General features: G+C 38.1%; 18 protein-coding genes and 1 riboswitch. Of the genes, 6 read left to right on the plus strand and 12 right to left on the minus strand.

What is annotated here, in order from left to right:
- Positions 1-2 precede the first annotated feature (2 nt).
- Complete coding sequence (locus tag O1A01_RS23000; RefSeq protein ID WP_270065121.1) at positions 3-530, minus strand: signal peptidase I; 528 nt, start codon at positions 528-530, stop codon at positions 3-5.
- Between the two features lie 280 nt (positions 531-810).
- The gene (locus O1A01_RS23005) at positions 811-2304 is read right to left on the minus strand and encodes an N-acetylmuramoyl-L-alanine amidase (protein WP_270065122.1); all 1494 of its coding nucleotides are present in this window, start codon (positions 2302-2304) and stop codon (positions 811-813) included.
- A 296-nt stretch (positions 2305-2600) separates the two neighbouring features.
- Between O1A01_RS23005 and O1A01_RS23010 the strand changes: the two genes are divergently transcribed.
- Complete coding sequence (locus O1A01_RS23010) at positions 2601-2990, plus strand: hypothetical protein (RefSeq protein ID WP_270065123.1); 390 nt, start codon at positions 2601-2603, stop codon at positions 2988-2990.
- A gap of 227 nt (positions 2991-3217) precedes the next feature.
- Here the strand turns inward: O1A01_RS23010 and O1A01_RS23015 are convergent, their stop codons facing one another.
- From O1A01_RS23015 to coaA, 4 genes are all read right to left on the minus strand, one after another.
- The gene (locus O1A01_RS23015) at positions 3218-3973 is read right to left on the minus strand and encodes a transposase (RefSeq protein ID WP_270065124.1); all 756 of its coding nucleotides are present in this window, start codon (positions 3971-3973) and stop codon (positions 3218-3220) included.
- Between the two features lie 415 nt (positions 3974-4388).
- Positions 4389-5177, minus strand: coding sequence for a DUF2935 domain-containing protein (locus O1A01_RS23020; protein WP_270065125.1), 789 nt, complete (start codon positions 5175-5177; stop codon positions 4389-4391).
- Positions 5178-5641: 464 nt separating this feature from the next.
- Positions 5642-6499, minus strand: coding sequence for a polyamine aminopropyltransferase (gene speE, locus O1A01_RS23025; protein WP_443081816.1), 858 nt, complete (start codon positions 6497-6499; stop codon positions 5642-5644).
- A 99-nt stretch (positions 6500-6598) separates the two neighbouring features.
- Positions 6599-7522 carry a type I pantothenate kinase gene (coaA, locus tag O1A01_RS23030; protein WP_211290345.1) on the minus strand — a complete coding sequence of 308 codons (924 nt, stop codon included), beginning with the start codon at positions 7520-7522 and terminating at the stop codon, positions 6599-6601.
- Between the two features lie 383 nt (positions 7523-7905).
- Here coaA and O1A01_RS23035 point away from each other — a divergent pair, with 383 nt between their 5' ends.
- Together O1A01_RS23035 and O1A01_RS23040 are read left to right on the plus strand one after the other, a co-directional pair.
- Positions 7906-8451, plus strand: a complete 546-nt coding sequence (locus tag O1A01_RS23035) for a helix-turn-helix domain-containing protein (RefSeq protein WP_244905121.1) — start codon at positions 7906-7908, stop codon at positions 8449-8451.
- 17 nt (positions 8452-8468) lie between these two features.
- The gene (locus O1A01_RS23040) at positions 8469-9278 is read left to right on the plus strand and encodes an IS3 family transposase (protein WP_094366209.1); all 810 of its coding nucleotides are present in this window, start codon (positions 8469-8471) and stop codon (positions 9276-9278) included.
- Positions 9279-9305: 27 nt separating this feature from the next.
- Here O1A01_RS23040 and O1A01_RS23045 read toward each other — a convergent pair whose 3' ends face one another.
- The 3 genes from O1A01_RS23045 to lspA all read right to left on the minus strand — a co-directional run bounded on the left by O1A01_RS23045 (position 9306) and on the right by lspA (position 11916).
- Positions 9306-10706, minus strand: a complete 1401-nt coding sequence (locus O1A01_RS23045; RefSeq protein WP_066420896.1) for an LLM class flavin-dependent oxidoreductase — start codon at positions 10704-10706, stop codon at positions 9306-9308.
- A 193-nt stretch (positions 10707-10899) separates the two neighbouring features.
- Positions 10900-11088, minus strand: a complete 189-nt coding sequence (locus O1A01_RS23050) for a YezD family protein (RefSeq protein WP_066420894.1) — start codon at positions 11086-11088, stop codon at positions 10900-10902.
- A 115-nt stretch (positions 11089-11203) separates the two neighbouring features.
- A riboswitch (SAM riboswitch) is annotated at positions 11204-11304 on the minus strand.
- A 129-nt stretch (positions 11305-11433) separates the two neighbouring features.
- On the minus strand, positions 11434-11916 hold the full coding sequence (gene lspA, locus O1A01_RS23055) for a signal peptidase II (RefSeq protein ID WP_066420892.1): 483 nt from the start codon (positions 11914-11916) through the stop codon (positions 11434-11436).
- Positions 11917-12178: 262 nt separating this feature from the next.
- On the opposite strand from lspA, the gene O1A01_RS23060 reads away from it, so the two are divergent.
- The 3 genes from O1A01_RS23060 (at position 12179) to O1A01_RS23070 (ending at position 15758) form a co-directional block, all read left to right on the plus strand.
- A complete protein-coding gene (locus tag O1A01_RS23060; RefSeq protein WP_066420890.1) occupies positions 12179-12583 on the plus strand; it encodes a hypothetical protein in 405 nt (134 codons plus the stop codon).
- Positions 12584-13077: 494 nt separating this feature from the next.
- Positions 13078-15417: an RNA polymerase recycling motor HelD gene (gene helD / locus O1A01_RS23065; protein ID WP_270066457.1), complete on the plus strand. Its 2340-nt coding sequence runs from the start codon at positions 13078-13080 to the stop codon at positions 15415-15417.
- A gap of 137 nt (positions 15418-15554) precedes the next feature.
- Positions 15555-15758 (plus strand): DUF3951 domain-containing protein, encoded by a 204-nt coding sequence (locus tag O1A01_RS23070; RefSeq protein WP_066420889.1) that lies wholly within the window; start codon positions 15555-15557, stop codon positions 15756-15758.
- Positions 15759-15963: 205 nt separating this feature from the next.
- On the opposite strand, the gene pdxA is transcribed toward O1A01_RS23070, so the two are convergent.
- The 3 genes from pdxA to O1A01_RS23085 form a co-directional block, all read right to left on the minus strand.
- Complete coding sequence (pdxA, locus tag O1A01_RS23075) at positions 15964-16959, minus strand: 4-hydroxythreonine-4-phosphate dehydrogenase PdxA (RefSeq protein WP_066420888.1); 996 nt, start codon at positions 16957-16959, stop codon at positions 15964-15966.
- Positions 16959-18251 (minus strand): four-carbon acid sugar kinase family protein, encoded by a 1293-nt coding sequence (locus tag O1A01_RS23080; protein WP_066420887.1) that lies wholly within the window; start codon positions 18249-18251, stop codon positions 16959-16961. The genes pdxA and O1A01_RS23080 overlap by 1 nt, the downstream gene beginning before the upstream one ends.
- A gap of 83 nt (positions 18252-18334) precedes the next feature.
- The gene (locus O1A01_RS23085) at positions 18335-19312 is read right to left on the minus strand and encodes a 2-keto-3-deoxygluconate permease (RefSeq protein ID WP_066420886.1); all 978 of its coding nucleotides are present in this window, start codon (positions 19310-19312) and stop codon (positions 18335-18337) included.
- Between the last annotated feature and the right edge of the window lies 1 nt (position 19313).

Below are 19313 nucleotides of genomic sequence, written 5' to 3' on the forward strand. Positions count from 1 at the left end.
GTTCATCTCTCTTGTACTATCCTTTTCCGTAAAATTACTCTAACAAAGTTAGTAACAATTACCGCTACACCGACAGAAATTAAAATAGCAATAGTATACGGGTTTTTTATGACGTTTAAAATATATCCAGCTTTTGGTACAATAAACATCACTTTCCCAACTAACTGCTCTTCTGTTACTAATTCATCATCTATAACATTATTAGCATCACCCTTCGTTTCTAAGGCACTGTTATCAACAATTCTTTCTACCCTGTGCGTCACAAAGGTTTGACTATTGTTCATACGAAAGGTAACAACATCTTCTTCTAAAACCTTTTCAAATGGAACCTTCTTTACTATCGTCAAATCACCAACGCTAAGATGCGGTTCCATACTTCCTGTAAGCACAATGAGAAAACTATAGCCTAAAATAGACGGCGGTTTGTCTATTTCACGTTCTGCTGTGACGACAGATACTAATACTAATAAACTAATTATTAATATTAAAATTAATAGAACGTTCCCCAACCTTTGCAGGACTTTTTGCATAATTCCCACCTCTTAGTTCTTAATAAAGAACAACTTTATACCTAGTATACAAAAATAAATTTTTAAATACAACCATTTTCGGACGAAGATATTTTAATCTAGACGGATATGACGGCGGGAGACATGTTTTGTTCTCTACATTTTTTACAAAAAAAGATGGACGAGGAAGTGTGTTCCTTCGTCCATCTACTTTGTGGACGGAGGGACAGGTCCCGCGTCCCACCAAAAAATGGATGAACAAAGGACCTGTCCCTCTGTCCCATCCATGTGTCCCACTTCATTAGAAGCCGATTCGACTCCAATTAAATAGAGTGCCCGGATCTGTTTTTCGCCCAGGTGCGTATTCGTCGTGACCAATTACATGTTTTCTACTTTTTGAAATCGTTGGATAGCGACTGTAAATATCGTTCAATAAATTGTTGAGTGATGCATATTGTGCTTCTGTATATCCTATATGAGCAGGATCAATTGAATCATATGGGAAATTCGGTATCATCGAAAGCATTTCTTGTTTCGTGCCAATTGCCAAAAGTTCAATTCCAATGGAATAATCATTCATTTTGTCCTTGTACGCTGGAAACCCTTTAAGATTCCCCTTTCCCGCATGAAACGCCACACGGTCTTCCGGAACAAATCTATATACAGCCCCATTTCGATCAATAACGTAATGAGCCGACACTCCGTAACTTGTAAAAAGAGAACGAATATCTTGAATATGAAACGGATCATTAGGCTTATTAAGACCGTTACTCATAAAATGAACCATAACGTGCGTAACATCTGTAGTTCTTTCTCTAGAATTAGCTGACGGAAGTAACGAGTCTGTCATGCTAATCCCCGCATTGTAGGAAGTTGGTGGTGTATTGGGTTTGGCAGCGACCGTTTTTACATCTTGTATAGGCTCATCTTTCTCTTTCTCTGCACTATGACTTTGACCGAACGTTTCTGTCTTAGTTTTCGCGTCGTTTTGCTGTTTTTGTTGTGCTGCTTCCTTTTTTAACTTTTCTTCTAATTCACGTTGTTCTTTTTTTAACTCTTCCTCTAATTCACGTTGTTCCCGCTCTTCTTGTTCTTTTTTTAACTTTTCCTCACGTTCACGCTGTTCTCGTTCCTCTTCCTCTTTCTGTTCGAGCAGATATGTATTTGTTAAAGTGTATAACTTATCAGTAGTAACTGAAGTATGTAGTTCATTTTTCTTCATTTCATATAAAAAGTTCACAAAGGCAGCACGAGTTACCACCTTATTTTTTTCAAAAGAACTTGCTAAGGCTTGATCTAAAACATCTTTCATATCATCGTTATACAACAATGCAAAAGTTTCATTAATGGCTTCTATATTTATAGGCTCTTCCATCTTTTCTTTGCTGCTGAATCCTTGTAACGGAAAGTTGTAATCGTCCACCTTCTCATACAAGTTATCGAGCATATGTTGGTCTAACGGTTCAACTGGAATTTCTTCTAAACCAAACGCATCATAGAATGACAAAACAAATAAAAGGAATTGTCCTTCCGTCAACGGCTCGTCCGGTTTAAATGAACTATCCTCATATCCCTTTATTAAACCATCGTAGTTTAAAGACAAAATTGCTTCAACGGCCCAATGATTAAAAGCAACATCAACAAAAGGTGTCACTACCTCTACCTCTTCTGATAAAAGTAACTCTTCTTCATCGACCATCATTTCATCAGGTGCACCCGCATTGGACGCTTGGCAACCTGCTAAAAAAAATAAAAAAATTCCTATAAGGACAAACAATTGAAAATACCGATTCATTTTAACGCTCCTTCTAAGTTGACTAAAGTAGTAAAGACGAACTAATTAAAATGCACACGAATTCTATTTTATGTCAAACTAAACCACATTTCTACTACTTTTTACCTAAAACCAGGATGGAACATGTGGACAGAGGGACACATACCGTGGACGGAGGGACAGGTTCCGCGTCCCACCAAAAAATGGATGGACAAAGGACCTGTCCCTCCGTCCCACTTGGGATAGAAATAGTAAAATAGCGCACGATAAATGTAGGATATTTTTTCACAAAATAATCATTATCGGAGGCTTTCTTTATGACACAAAAAAACGAGCTAATGGTACTTGAAGAGTCTGTTCAAGAAGCACAACAAGTTGTGAAAGACGCAACAGCTAGTGCAAACTTGGCTCAAATGGCACTAGCGCACGAAACGATTCAACAAGTACAAAACCAATTACAAACCATCGTACCTTCTACTCCGCAAGCACAAAAAATGCTGGAACAAGCGCAGCAAGATGTTCAACAAGCATTTCAGCAATTGCAGATGGAGCAGCAACAATTATTACAGGCGCAGCAACTCGTTCAAACGAAACAACATGAGTTACTGCAAGCGCAACAACAAGTAAGACAAGAACAAGAAGATGTCGAATTAGCACAACAAATGCTACAACAAGCACAGGATAATGCAAGTTCTTTTAATGAGTAAGCATGTGGACAGAGGGACACGTTCCATGGACAGAGGGACAGGTCTTGCCTCCCACTAACTTCGTCTCATGCAAAAAAACCTACAAACGATTGTAGGTTTTTTCTTAAAAATGGTTTACCTTTCTAGAATATTTCGGTGTTTTTTTAAAGAAAACCATCTTTCCAATATTTGAGCGGACAAGGAATGTCCCTATGTCCCACGTACACTGTCCTGTCCCTCTGTCCCATTTATTTTATCCGCTGTATTAAACTTTTCGATATTCCAGTAATTCTGGAAGCTTGTCTTACTGATACACCTTTTTGCTTTTTTAGCTTGCTTAGTATTTCATTTCTTTTAGCCGTTGCCATTTTTTGAAGACTCGAACTGCTTTCCACTCCTAAATTTTTTAAATACTCTCTTACCTCATCGTCTGTTGGCTTTACTATTACTTCGTATTCCAGACATTTATCGTTATTTTCCTCCATCATATATTTAAGAAATAAATCAACCGCAGCTTTCTTATTAGTAGCAAACTGACTTAACGCTAACTCCGTGTCCACTAGCTTTTCTTTCCAAGTATATTCTCTTAAACTAGTCCATTCGCTTTCAAATATACTTTTTACAATACCAGCTTTAAGTGGGTTTTGGTGAATGTAACGGAGTGCGGTTAAGAAATACCTACCATCTTCTACTTTTTCACTTTTAAACCTTTCCTGAAACAAGTGTCCGCAACGATTGTATTTCTCGTTATACCAGTACACATAGCTCGAACTTATTCTTTTTATCGCTAGCGAAAGTGATTCCTCCGTTTCTCGTAGATGCACATGGTTATCCATCAAGCAATAACCATAAAGCTCGTACTTACTGACTTCTTTAAATTTTTTTAACGTATATAAAAACTGAGTTTTATCTTCGTCATCTTCAAAGATCGTTTGTTGATTAATTCCTCGCATCATAATGTGGTAAATACCACTTCTACTTTTTTCTCTTCTAGTTCTAGGCATGATTCGTTCACCAACCTTGCACATACTGGCGATCATTTAATGAAAAAAGGTTAAAAATAATTACGGAAAAGTTTTTACTCGAAAGGTATTGGAAAGGCAGATTCTTAACGGTGTTTTTTGCAGAGGCTTTTAAAAATTGGAATAAAATAGACTTACTCACGGTAATGCATTACCCTCCTATTTTTTAGTAATGAAAATGAAAAGAGAAGTAATAGAAAATGGAGTTCGCAGTTGGGGAGAAATGAAGTTAGAACACTCGTTCTACACCGTAATAATATAAGATTCGTTTAGTTTAGTCAATACCTTTTATAGAAATATTTAGGAGGTTTTCTCCATTCTATCTGCGGGCTGCCTCCCTTCAATAAACACAAAAAAGCGATTGTCCTAAATAAACAATCGCACCCACAATACAATATTAATTTCTTATCAAACTCGCTTCAAACATATCGATAATTTCTAAAAATCGTTCAGCTTCTCTAAATGTATGGTCAGCCAAAAGGGGATGAATGTTACTTTTTATACGACACGCTTCAATTAACTCTCTAGCTGTTTTCTTAAAATCACGTAGTGAAGCAACAGACACTTTATTTTGATTTAAAAATTGGCTAAGCATTGGTTTTGTTTCTGATTGTGGGCGCATAGAATCTAAATCAACTGCTTGGAACATCAGCTGGTCAAAATCATGACTAAACTCTCTTGCCTGCTCTACCAATTTTCTTTCTGAAGGATCTAAAAGATGTCCAATGAACTTAGCGTGATCGGCCATTATCTTTAGGAAGAATACGTTCTCCTCAATAATAGTATCCGGACTTGGAGCAAGCTTTCCTTCATTCAGTTCTTTTATTCGATTGGCAAAATAAGCGGCTTCCCTACTAGTATGGTCAATTAATAAGGCAAAATTGTTAGAACGGATTTCACACCGTAAAGTTAATCCTAATACTTTTCTTTTATACCCCCAAATTGCTGCTGCAGCTTGATATACCTCACTATTAAATGCTTGAACTTGCCTTGGATCCGAATTCACCGAGAACTTTGATAACTTTTCTTCTATTCGTTCAAAAAGCGTAATAAATTGGTTTGCTTCGTCAATCAATTGCTTTTGTTCGTAAGTAAATCCTAAGCTTAAAAACAACGCATGTTCTTTCATAATTCTAGACCAAAATCGGATTTCATCTAATGACCTAGCAACAATTGGATTAGCCATCTAGACACTCCCCTTATTTTTATCCCCATCCATATATATAAGTATGTAGTAGCAATATGTCCTAATTCTAACATTTTACATTTAGCTCAGAATTCGGTTGCCTGGTACTTGTTTATTAAGAATACGTTATTCCAAATGATTAAACTTAACATCAATAAGTGTATGTAGATCGGGATGTAAATGAGGAAATATGGTGGAGGGTTGAACATTGCAGAACTTGAAAGTTTAATAAGTTGTGCCAGTTTTGTGTGCTAAAAAATGTACAAGTTTTTTCATATAATGTTGAATTTGCGAAGTCTATGTGTATTGGTTGGGACGGAACGCTTGTAGTCTGTCATCTTTTCTATCTAATTTATTTAAAAAACCTTGCAGCCTGTTCCGGATGCAAGGTTTCATTTTTCCAATATTTGTGTGGACGAGGGACCTGTCCCTCCGTCCACGGTATCTGTCCCCGTGTCCTCATTTTATAAGATTTCTTTTATGAACTGTGGTAGTGAAAAGCAGCTTTCCACGATTTGTTCGTTTACGTATTTTGTATTTTTGTTGGTAACTTTACTTGGGTTAGGCTTTATATGTTGTTTTGACCCGATGGTGAAGCTCCATAGCCCTCCAGGATACGTTGGGACTACTGCTGTGTACATTTTGACCTCCGGGAAAAGCCCTGAAATCCGTGTATAGGATTGCTTCATCACATCTGCATGAAAGATTGGTGATTGGCTTTGGCAAACCATCATTCCATCGTCTTTTAATGCCTCATGCAAGCTCTCATAAAAGCTTTGTTCAAACAATACTTTTGCCGGCCCAATTGGATCAGATGAATCAACGATAATGAGATCATATTCCTTTTTCTTACTAGCTGCGAATTTAACGCCATCATCGAAAATATAATGAACACGTGGGTCCGCTAGACGACCAGACACTTCAGGTAAATGCTCGATACAAGCTTTTACAACAAGCTCATCTATTTCAACCATATCAATATGTTCGACACCTTCATACCTGGTAACTTCCTTCGCAACACCACAATCTCCACCGCCAATGATTAGTACTTTTTGTGGATTTGGGTGAATCGACATTGGCACATGCGAAATCATTTCATTATAAATATGCCCGTCAACCGATGTCGTTTGAACAACACCATCTAACACTAGCATTCTTCTAAAATTATAGGAATCTAAAATCATAACATCCTGGCAAGATGATTTTTGATCATAAATGACATCTTTTATCCGGTAGCTCACTTTCAGATTATCGTATTCATCTTCAGTAAGCCATAGGTCTCCGTTTTTTCTTGATAAGTATGGTTTATTTAGGTCCATCATCATCCCCCATTCTAATCTACTATTTCTATATATATATAAGGATAGAAGAGGATAGGAGGCTTGTCCAGAGAAGTGATTTGTAAAGCACTCTAGTGTAATTTAGAACTTTTTCAAATACACTTTCTCCATTAGATGGTCCGGACCTTTTTTAAATACGATGTCCGCTCGTTGTCGTGTTGGCAAAATGTTTTCTCGTAAGTTTTTCGCATTAATGCTTTCCCAAATGCTCGTTGCTGTTTGAACGGCCTCTTCTTCCGATAATGAAATATATCGGTGAAAGTACGACATCGGATCCTGAAAAGCTGTTTTTTGTAACGTTAAAAATCTTTCAATGTACCATTTTTTTATATTCCGTACATCCGCATCTATATAAATGGAGAAATCAAAAAAATCACTAACAAAAACAGAATGTGATTTACTAACTTGCAAAACGTTGATTCCTTCTACAATTAATATATCTGGATTATTAATAATCTCTACTTTATCAGACAGTACGTCATACGTTAGATGTGAGTATAACGGCGCCTCGACTCTCGGTTTACCAGATTTCACATCCATCAAAAATTTTATTAATCTTTGAGTATCATAGCTTTCGGGAAACCCTTTACGACTCATCCATCCTTTGCTTTCTAACGTAGCATTCGGATACAAAAAACCATCCGTTGTCACTAAACCGACTTCTTTATGATTGTCCCAACGTGATAGTAGAGTTTGAATTACCCTCGCCCCGGTACTTTTTCCAACCGCAACACTGCCTGCGATTCCAATAATAAAAGGAATTTTTTTCGCTTTATAGTCTAAAAATGAATTAGTTGCTCCTTGCAATTGCTGAGACGCTTTTACTTTTAAATTAATTAAACGTGTCAACGGTAAATAAATTTCTTCCACTTCTTGAAGGGAGATTTCTTCATTTATCCCTCGTATACTCTCTAATTCTTCCTCTGATAGCAGCAATGGTGTTTTATTACGTAGTTCAGCCCATTTGTCTCTATTAAATTGGATATAGTTTGTAAAAGGTTTCATAGCAATTACCTCTAATTTGGATTTACGTTCATTGTTCATTTTAACAAATTGCTGCTAGTTTTAGAAAACAATTTTTAAAGCGCTCACATTTTAGGAGTTTTAAAGCTCTATCTAGGTTATCGTGTAGTCGCTTTTATGATATTATCTCCGGTCAGCTAGCGCGTCGGAATCGCGGAACATAGGCATTTATCTCGCTACTGTTTACTTATGTGCAAAAAAAAGACCCCGCAGCCGCGCTACAAGGTCTTTTTAGCATATATATTTGATGATGTTCGTCGGCATAATCGAGTACAGTACATGGTTTTTTTCCAATATTTGTGTGGACGTGGGATGTGGTGAACCCCAAAAGTTAGAGTCAAAATCTAACCTTTGGGGTGAGTCGGTTGACAAGGAAATATAGTGAAAATTTAAAGAAAATGGTTGTTAAGGAGTATCAAGAAGGTAAACTCGGAATCCGACCTCTGGCAAATAAGTATGGCATTAAATCAAAATCATTGATCCATAGGTGGATTAAGTCCTATGAAAAATTTGGTGAAAAAGGTTTAGTAAATAGAAAGAATACAGAAACATATACTGTTCAATTCAAGCTAGATGTATTAAGCTTTATGAAGAGAACAGGTTCTTCAGCTATGGAAACCGCCCTTCACTTTGGTATTACTAATTCAACTACCGTATCTAGGTGGATGAGAGCTGTCACTGTTGGAGGTGGATTGGAAGGCCTGAATAAACTAAAAGGACGGCCTCCCATGTCTAAAAATAAGAAAAAACAAGAAGAAATGACGAATGAACAAAGGTTAGAAAGAGAGAACGAACTACTACGTTTAGAGGTAGAATATCTAAAAAAGTTAAGAGCTTTTCAGATGGATCCGGAAGGCTATCTCGAAAAGCACAAGCAGCGTTATCATTCGAACTCAAAGAAACCTAATTAAAAGATGTTTTAGTAAGAGTGGGTATTCCAGAATCCACTTACCATTATCATATAAAAGCAATGGAAAAGGAAAATCCAAAGCAGGAACTAGAGGATTTGATTCTATCCATATTCAATGAGCATGGGGGTAATTTTGGGTACCGTCGTGTTCGATTAGAATTACGTAACAAAGGATATAAGGTTAATCATAAGGCTGTACAGCGTATCATGAACAAGTTAGGGATTAAGTGTATAAAGTTTAGTAGAAAGACTAGAAAGTACAACTCCTACAAGGGGAATGTTGGAAAGGTAGCTAAAAATCGTTTAAATCGACGATTTAAAACAAGTGTATGCCATCAAAAATTGGCTACTGATATTACGGAATTTAAATGTACGAATGGTGTTAAACTTTATCTTAGCCCTATCATGGACTTATTTAATGGGGAAATTCTCTCCTACGAGATAGGAGCTAGTCCAACATTAGACCTTACGTTGAAGCCTCTTTTGAAGGCAATAAACATAGTAAAAGATTCAAAGTATCGAACTACTATTCACTCTGATCAAGGATGTCAATATCAACACAAAAAGTGGGTTAAAACACTAAAAGAAAATAAGATATTTCAAAGTATGTCTCGAAAAGGGAATTGTTTGGATAATTCTCCAATGGAGAACTTCTTTGGCATACTAAAACAAGAAATGTATCACGGAGAGCCGTTGTGTTCGTTTGAAGAATTAAAAGAGAAGATTGATATATATATAGATTACTATAACAATAAACGCATTAAGCAAAAATTGGATGGCATGAGTCCGGTTCAATTCCGCATCCATACCAGCCAATTAGCTGCATAATAAAAACTCTAACTTTTGGGGGTCGCATCAGGACCTGTCCCTCCGTCCATGGTATGTGTCCCTCTGTCCACCCACTTGTTTTCCAGGGTGGTGTGGTGGTAGTTGATCGCCTTTGCCGAATAGGTTTTCTCTTAATGTGTCGCCTTCGTATTCTTTTCGGACTACTCCTCTTTCTTGTAGGATTGGGACAACTAGCTCTACGAAGTCCACGAAGGTGCCTGGAGTAATCGCGTAGGCGATGTTAAACCCATCTACTCCGGTTTCTTCCACCCAGTGCTCCAAGTCATCTGCTACCTGTTTTGGACTTCCAACTGTAACTGGTCCTAACCCTCCAATTCCGGTGTATTTTTTAATTTCATCTATCGTCCAATTAATATCTGAATCTATTTTCGTAAAGTTTTCCACCGTAGATTGTATGGCATCATTTTTTACATATTTAAGATTCTCATTGGGACCATACTCTGAAAAATCAATTCCGGTCCAGCCACCAAGAAGCGCCAGTGCACCTTCATCGCTTATATGATTTTTGTACTCTCTTAATTTTTCAAAAGCCTCTTCCTCCGTTCGGCCAACAATTGGAGTAATACAAGCAAGTATTTTTATTTCCTCAGGTGCTCTGCCGGAGCGAATTGCCTCTTCACGTAGTTTCTTTACAGACTGTTTAGCTGCGTTCTTTGTCGGTGAACCAATAAAGACTAACTCGGCATGTTTCCCAGCGAAAGCTCTTCCCTTAGTCGAAGTCCCTGCTTGGTAAAGCACCGGTGTTCTTTGTGGCGACGGTTCACATAAGTGTGCACCAGGAACTTTATAATACTTTCCTTCATGGTTAATATCGTGAACCTTACTTGGGTCAGCAAAAATCCGATTCACCTTATCTCGTAAAACTGCGTCGTCCTCCCAGCTAGCTTCCCATAATTTATAGCAAACTTGTAAATATTCCTCAGCGATATCGTATCGCTCATCATGATTAATTTGATCCTCTAATCCGATATTAACAGCCGCACTTTTTAAATAAGACGTTACAATATTCCAACCAACTCGACCTTTTGTAATATGATCTAGCGTCGACATTCTACGAGCAAATGTGTAAGGATGCTCATGGGTTACCGACGCAGTAACCCCGAACCCTAAATGCTTCGTTACCGCTGACATTAACGGGACAACAAGAGATGGGTCGTTAACAGGAGTTTGTGTACCTTGACGGATAGCAGCATCTCTAGAACCTTGATACACATCATACGTACCTAATACATCTGCTAGAAAAATAGCATCAAACCGACCCTTTTCTAAAATTTTCGCAAGTTCAATCCAATATTCGCTGTCCTTATAACGGTGAGATTGATCTTCCGGATGAGTCCATAAACCTGGTGACTGATGCCCTACACAGTTCATATCAAATGCGTTTAAATAAATTCTTTTCTTTGTCATAATAATTCGCTCCCTTTTCGAGTATTTTTGCTTTTAAATCTACCTGACTAAAACTACCTTAATCATCCTTTCTTTTCGCTGTCCGCCTCCTTTCCTCTATTCAAAAATTTCATAAAAAAAGACATCTTTATCCAAAACGTTATTTTTAAAACGCTTTGAAAATAAAGATGCCTTTAGTCGTCTAATCGGCAAACTATTTACTATTTTTATAGGTTCTCTCACTTTTACTAGGTGTCGTTTGTTGCAATGAAAAACGCTTCTTTTCCGTCGTATCGATTTGAGTAATTTGCCCATTATGGACGGTAACTTCAATCGTTCCAAATTCCAAGCTCTCCAAAGTTGATAAAATATGTTTCACTTTTGACTCTTCAAGTTTTGCCATATAATCTCCCCTTGTTTATTAATAGGTTGCTAATGAGTTCTCGGTTCATTTTGGCTAAAATAAAAACCCTCTTCTAAAAAAAGAAGAGGGCAAATGTAAATAGTTCAATACTCTCTTCTTATCTTTCAAGCATATAGCTTGCTGGAATTGGCACAGTACAATCTGTCTGTTGCCGAGGTATCGTCGGGCCAGTCCCTCCACCTCTCTGGATAAGAATAAAAATAGTTATTTAATTGTTATTAATTAATTATATTCGTTGGTGCAATTTGTATTCGTGAATATCCGAAGGAATCCGTATTGGAATAGTTGAATATTCTGAATAAAATTAATTTACATGAAGTTCTATTATTTGTCAACACTTTCTTTTTGAGTGCTTGGAGATGAGGATGCTTTCCCCTTCTGCCTCAACCAACTAACAACAAAATGTATAATAAGCAGAATCACCCCCAGCTCAATCGCATGGTCGGCTATATTCAGAACCCCGCCAGAACGAACAATAAAGTCTGTTACCGTTCCAAACAAAAATCGATCAATCGCATTTCCGATTGCCCCACCGACGAGAAATCCAAAACTCAAATCAATAAGCAGTCCCTTCATGTCTTCCGTTTTACGAAGGTATAAAACAAATATGACAAACAACACTGCTACAACTCCAAAAAGCCGCGCATTACCCGGAAACAACCCTCCTGCCATCCCACTATTTTCGATATGCGTAAACTGTATTCCCCAGATAGTAAATCTTTCATGGAGTTCTACGTAGGCCCGAACAAAATTTTTAGAAAGCTGGTCAAGCAAAATAACGAGGATCGCTGTTATGTAAAATAGCATTTTTACCCTACTTTCCGAAATTAGCACTCTACCTGTCAGTATAATGAAAAACTCGCTTTCAATACAAAGATGATGCTTCAAGGTGGACACAGGGAGGTGGACACAGGGACAGGTCCCTCGTCCACACTTTTTTTGGAAAATTCACTATTTCCTCCTCTCATCCTGACCATCAACTTTGTTAAAATATAGGGTGTATTATTATTATGGGCGCTTAAATACACGGATAGTAAACCTATCCACTGCCCACAATTAGGAGGCAATCATGAAAGGTTTTTTAGAAAGTGAAGGATTTAAGAAGTACATATATTTTATAGCTGGACTAATATTATTTGGCTTAGGCTTCTTTATCCTCGTTAACGGAGAAGAACGTTTTCTCTTTAAATTGGCGTTTGCCATCGTTTCTATTTGCGGAGGAATCCAAGTAGTGGCCACATTTCTAAAGGATTCATGGAAAAGTTCTGCTAAACTACTAAAAAACTCGTTCACCTATTGTGGTTTTATTATAATTGGAAGTATCGTTTTGGATCATTTAGTTTATGGGACATATACAGTTCCATTGTGGGGGCTAATCGTAAGTTACCTTTTTGTCGTTATTGTTCTTTTAATATGGATTATCCAACTAATAAATTTCGTGAAATGGAAAAAAGTTAAATCTTCAAGCTGCTAAAAGTAGCGTTCCAATTTAGAGAAAAAGTAGAAAAGTTTTCTCCACTCACAAAAAAGCAGTATTTAACATTTAAAACGTTAAATACTGCTTTTTTTATTTCTAATCCATTGAACGGACGGTTTATTTATGTTAAATTAGTATAGATAGACTCAAGATTATTCAACTAAGCGTAATTACCCTACTATAATTATACAATGTAATTTATTCTTTAGTCAACTCTTTTTTAAAACTTTTTTAAGGAGTGAGTGTGTAAGATAAATTTTCAGTTTTTGTAGAGTAGGAATGAATACAAACATTTACAGATAATATTAAGGAGAAGCTTTACTTGATCACGCAAGTCAACATATGAGGTTCGTTAATTACAGTAAGCAATAATACTTAAAAATTTTATTTTCATGGACGAAAGACTTGTTTCCTCGTCCGAAATTTCCAATATCTGTGTGGACGAGGAACCTGTCCTTCGTCCACGTTTATTGAAGGAGTGTATGTGTATGATGAATTCAGAGTTTCAACTGGAGCAAGATCGATTGAGACGTGTGATAGAAATGATAAGAGAGCAAGTTGGTCGGTTGGAGGAAAGGACTTCTCAGCATCGGGACGAAGTGATTCATATTCGTAAACATTTTTGGGATGAGGTGAAAGTGAATACGGATTCGTTCGATGATTACTTGGAGACAATTATCGGTTTGCGCCAAGAGGCTCAAGCGCTCGCTGTTAGTCAAAGCACACATCGGCATGCATCGAAGCGGCTCAACACTTTACGTCGTATGCAGAAATCTCCTTACTTCGGAAGGATTGATTTTAAAGAAGACGACTCGCCCGCTTCAGAGCAAGTATATATAGGTATTTCCACCCTTACAGATGAAACTGGCGATAATTTTCTCGTTTACGACTGGAGAGCGCCGATCGCGAGTGTGTATTATGATTGCCAACCCGGTCCCGCTCAGTACGTTACACCTGGTGGCGAGATTGAAGGCGTTTTAGAGAAAAAGTGGCAATACTTAATCAAAAACGGCACCCTTCAATCGATGTTTGATACGAGTCTTACGATTGGAGACGAAATCCTCCAGCAAGTGCTCGGAAAAGGTACTGACAAACATATGCACAGTATCGTAGCGACGATTCAACAGGAGCAAAACCGCATTATCCGTCATGATCGCGGAAGACTTCTCATCGTTCACGGTGCTGCAGGTAGTGGAAAAACTTCAGCTGCCCTTCAACGAATTGCGTATATACTTTACAAATATCGAGAAAATCTCAATGCCGACCAAATTATTTTATTTTCTCCAAATACGATGTTTAATAGTTACGTATCTAACGTACTACCGGAACTTGGCGAAGAAAATATGCAGCAGGTCACTTTTCAGGAATATTTAGACCATCGACTAAGCGACGAGTTTCATGTAGAAAATCCGTACGACCAATTGGAATATATATTAACAGCTGATGATACCCCTACTTATCGCACAAGGGTTGCCAGCATTCGATACAAAGCGTCCACTCAATTTTTTGAGGCTATCCAGTCCTACAGAAAGTCGCTTGAAGAAGCCGGGATGCAATTCAAGAGTATTATCTTTAGAGGGAAGCCAATTGTAACTGCTGAACAAATACAAGAAAGGTTTTATTCCACTGACACTTCTCTCAAATTCTTTAATAGGTTGGAAAAGTTAAAGGAATGGCTTTTGGTTCAATTAAAAGAGGTCGAAAGGATGGAACGGAGAAAACCGTGGGTCCAGGAGGAAATAGAGCTACTTAGTAATGAGGAGTATCATAAAGCACGTACATTTTTAGCAAAAAAACGAGGCTACAAGAAAGAAGATATCGCTGATTACGAGGTGGAGCCAGTCGTGCTTGCCCAATTAATTGTCCATCAAAAATTGAAGGCAGTGCGAAAACGAATCCGAGCGTTTCAGTTTGTTGACATAAATGCTATTTACGAGCAGCTTTTTGCAGATCCCTTGAAGCTCGCTCAGTTAATTGGGGAAACACCAGCAAAGTGGACGGAGATGTGTGAAGCGACGGTGAAAATGCTTGGCGAAGAAAAGCTGTTTTACGAAGATGCCACCCCGTTTTTACTTTTAAAAGAGCTAATTTTAGGCTTTCAGATGAATAACGCAATAAAGCACGTAGTCGTGGACGAGGCGCAAGATTACTCGCCGTTTCAATTTGAGTTTCTAAAACGTTTATTCCCAATGGCTAGAATGACGGTTCTCGGTGATTTTAACCAGGCAATATTTGCACACGCGAGCGAAATGAATGATTTTCGTATCCTTATGAGTTTGTACGGGGAGGAAAAGACGGAAGTAATTAACATGACCCGTAGTTATCGATCTACAAAACCGATTATTGAATTTACCCGGAGTCTCATTCCGAACGGCAAACAGATTATCCCTTTCGAACGTGACGGTGAGCGCCCAGCACTAACAGAAGTCGAGAATCATACAGAATTGCATCAGGCGATTACTTCCAAGATTACTGAATGGAAAGGTCTCGGCTACCATAGCATTGCAATTATATGCAAATCAGCCAAGGAAAGTAAGCGCGCATACGAAGCACTGTCTGACATCGAAGGTCTTAAGCTTTTGAGAAATAACTCAATAGAATACGAACAAGGAGTTGTCGTCATCCCATCCTATTTAGCGAAAGGAATTGAGTTCGATGCGGTCATCATTTATAACGCATCTGCGGAAGTTTACAGAGACGAGAGCCTCCTAAGAACATTCTACACCGCCTGCACAAGAGCAATGCACCACCTACAACTATACAGCGTAGGTAAACTTACCCCACTCGTGGACACGGGGGGTCCCTCGTCCACACATTTTTTTGGAAATTGAGTAGATTTTTGAGAGAGGGCTTCGAAATGAAGCTCTTTTTTGTGGTGAGGATGATGGATTTTACGTTACATCCATCCGGATTAAAGGAATTCTCGTCCATTAATAGAATATATCTATTAAAAGGAGGTTTTCGTTAAATGGGCTACGTTTATACTTTAGTGATTGTATCAGTTATCGGATTTGTTTGTTATAAAATGTTTAAAAGAAAATCAGCACCATCTAACCGATTTACCCCATTTGATGATATAACGATGGGAAACAAGAGTGATGTAAAGCGAGATGAACCTATTCAAGATACGAAACATCGGGTTGAATATGAGGAAAGAAAAGATAGTAAATGAGATGTTTTGGTCTGTTTGGCTTGCGCGGTCATCAATTCGGATGTAGGATATCAAAAAATAACTTTGTAACTTCTACTACAAGGGTATACCTCAATATCTAAATACACCATCACTTAACTTGCAATTTCTGTGTGGACGAGGGACCTAGTATAGTCCCTATGTCCAAGGTATCTGTCCCGCTGTTCACGCTTCGTCCGCTCTGCTGTTAGTCTCTTGGTGCTAGTTCGATGGCGGAGTTGATGGCTGCTTTCATGCTTCGGGAGTCGGCGATGTTTTTGCCGGCGATGTCGAATGCCGTTCCGTGGTCAACGGATGTGCGAACGATTCCACCTTTGAGACCGACTGTGATGTTAACGCCGTCTTCGATTCCCATTACTTTAATCGGTGCATGGCCTTGGTCATGGTAGCAAGCTACGACGATATCAAAGTCTCCTCTTGCTGCACGGAAAAATAATGTGTCTGCTGGGTGCGGACCAGAAGCGTCTATCCCTTCACTTTTCGCTCTTTCGATACCAGGAATTAGTTTTTCTTCTTCTTCCCCATTTCCGAATAACCCATTTTCACCTGCGTGTGGGTTAATACCACAAACAGCAACACTTGGATTTTCAATACCTGCACGTGTTAGCGTGTCGTGCGCAAGCTTAATTACTCGATACGTTCTCTCTGGATTAATCATCTCAATCGCTTTAATTAAACCAACATGAGTCGTTAAATGAATCACTTTCAAGTTAGGAGCCGTTAACATCATCGAGAAATCTTCCGTTTCCGTTAACGTTGCTAAAATTTCTGTATGACCCGGATACAAATGTCCACCCTTATGCATTGCTTCTTTATTTAGTGGAGCTGTACAAATCGCGTTAATTTTCTTCTCTTTTGCGAGTTCCACCGCTTTTGCCACATATTGATACGCTGCATTTCCTGCTTCACCAGAAACTTCTCCGAACGGCAAGTCACTTGGCAATAGATTTAAGTCGATACAATCAATGACGCCAACTTCATTTTTCGCTTGAGAAACTTCAGTAATAACGTTAATTTCAACATCAGCTTGTACAATCGGCTTTACTCTTTCTAACATTTTAGCGTCACCGATGACGATTGGCTGACATCTATCATAAATATCTTTATCTGTTAATGACTTCACGATTATTTCCGGACCGATACCTGCTGCGTCCCCCATAGTGATTCCGATTACTGGTTTCATTAGTTTAACACTCCTTTTAACTTATCAATCGCATGAACAAACACTGTCTCTTTTCCGAATCCACCAGCTTTTGTAATAACATACATATTATCATGGCCAATAAATTTAGAGATAGGTACGCCAATTTCTAATTCATCATAAAGGTAAAAACCTTTAACGCCCCATAGTTCACACACTTGCTTTGCCGTATCTCCACCTGTCATCACGATACCGCAGAAAAGATTTTCTTCCATTAATTGAGCTACCATCTCACCGAGCATTTTTACAATTTCATTACTCGTTTCGGTAAAATCAAAACCGTTCCTACTCCCAACTTCACGAGCTTGATTAACATCTTCTTGCTCTCCAGAAGAGTAAACAATCACGTCGAATCCTTTTTGCGCTGCTTCTTTTGCTTCTTTTATAACTCTTTCGATTTCAGCTGTTCTTATTGTTTCATCAGATACCGCTTTATATGAATCAGCTTTAATACTGAAAACACCGTCTTTTTGAAGTACTCTTTTTAGCTGTTTTCTAGAATTAATATTAACGCTACCGACAACAGTTAACACCGGTTTTTCTTGTTTAGAAATCGAAAAAGCCTGTTCTTTATTATCTAAATCAAAATACGCAGGTAAATAGTTTGCAATTCCAGCCGATCCTACCCAAGTAATGTTGTAAGTTAGTTGCTTCGTATAGGATAAAATAAGTTCTAAGTCTTCTTCCTTTTCTGAATCGACAACAATGTAAGCAATCTGTTGCTCTGCATATTGACGTAAAGCGTTTTGAATAGCTTCTAAACCACTTGTTAATATTTCTTTGTCGATTAAACCAATTTGCTTATTCGTTTGGTTTTGTAAAAGCGTAGGTATATGTGATTCAGTTACAGGTGTTTTTGGATCATTCGCGATTTCCGTTTCGTGTAAAAGCACATCATTTAAGTAGTGATATCCATTAACTACTTTCCTGCCGTTTTTAGGATACCCAGGTGCAATAAAAACAAAATCAGGTTGAACGGAATCATATATCGCTTCCACTTCCGCCCCAATATTGCCTCTCATTGTGGAATCGATTTTTTTGAAAATATTAGTAATTCCTTGACTTTTTAGTAATTGCGAAACTTCGAACGTTCTTTTATACGCATCTTCTTTATTTATAGAACGGCTATCTGTATCAAAAATGACTACCTCTGATTGTTGAACAGCTTCTTCGTCCTGACCAAATAAAACAGAAGTTTTTAAGCCGTATTTTGCTAGTTGGACGCCACTGTCATTTGCTCCTGTTAAATCATCTGCAATGATGGCTAATTTCATAGATGTCACTCCTAACGTAAATCGTAATAATAGAGAAAGCCATTCATAGGCATGAATGGACTTTCTTGTATTTTTTAGTAATCTTACTTAAAATCAGTTTTCAATGTTTTCCCTTGCTTTTCTAAACGTTTAACAAGGAAAGCAACGAAGATTGGTAAAAGAATAGCTGTTGTTACGACACTCGCTGCTACTTGAACTGTTGCTAATTCTGCATTCGCGGCAAAAGCTGGTGATGCTGCTGCAATTGCTGCCGGTGTAGCAACCGCATTTCCTGCCGTAGACCCTTCTGCTGCACCAACGATTGGATTCCAGTTGAACAGTTTGAATACGAAATATGCTGCCGAACCAGTAACGAGCACTGTCATAATACCGATTATAACTCCAGATAATCCACCGTTAATGATTGCTTGATAGTTAATTCCCATGCCTAATGCGAAAGCGAAGAAAGGAATTAACATGTCACTACCTTTACTTAAGAAATCTCTCATTTCACCATCTAAGTTACCAAGAACAAATCCAATTACGATTGGAAGTAAAACCGAGATGAAAGAAGTTAACGAGAACATTCCGTCAACGAATCCCATTGCTCCGAAAATAGATAATGCTACCATTGTTAAAAATGGTCCGTCGTTTAATGCAAGAACCGAATATGCTGCTTTGTCATCTGCTTTACCGTACTGTCCAACTAATGCCATATATAATCCGCCGTTACTGTTCGTCATTGCGGCAATAATAGCGATTGGTACTAATCCATAAAAAAGTCCGTCATTTCCTGCCATTGCGAATGCTAGTAAACCGATTGCGGCACCAACAAGCCATTTAACAAATAATAATGTTGCACCTTTCCCAACAGAAACACCGATGTTTCGAACGTTAATTTGAGCACCTGCACATAGTAAGAATAGAGCAATTAACGTGCTGGCACCGTTTACAAATAATGCCTCTGTAAAGTTTCCGATACGTAGTAAGTCTGGTGCAAATGTATTGATTGTTGCAGCTAATAGTAATGGAACAACCATCATACCACCAGGAATTCTATCTAATGTTTGTTTGATCTTCATG

Source organism: Sutcliffiella sp. NC1 (assembly GCF_027594365.1).
Taxonomy (GTDB): Bacteria; Bacillota; Bacilli; order Bacillales; family Bacillaceae_I; genus Sutcliffiella; species Sutcliffiella cohnii.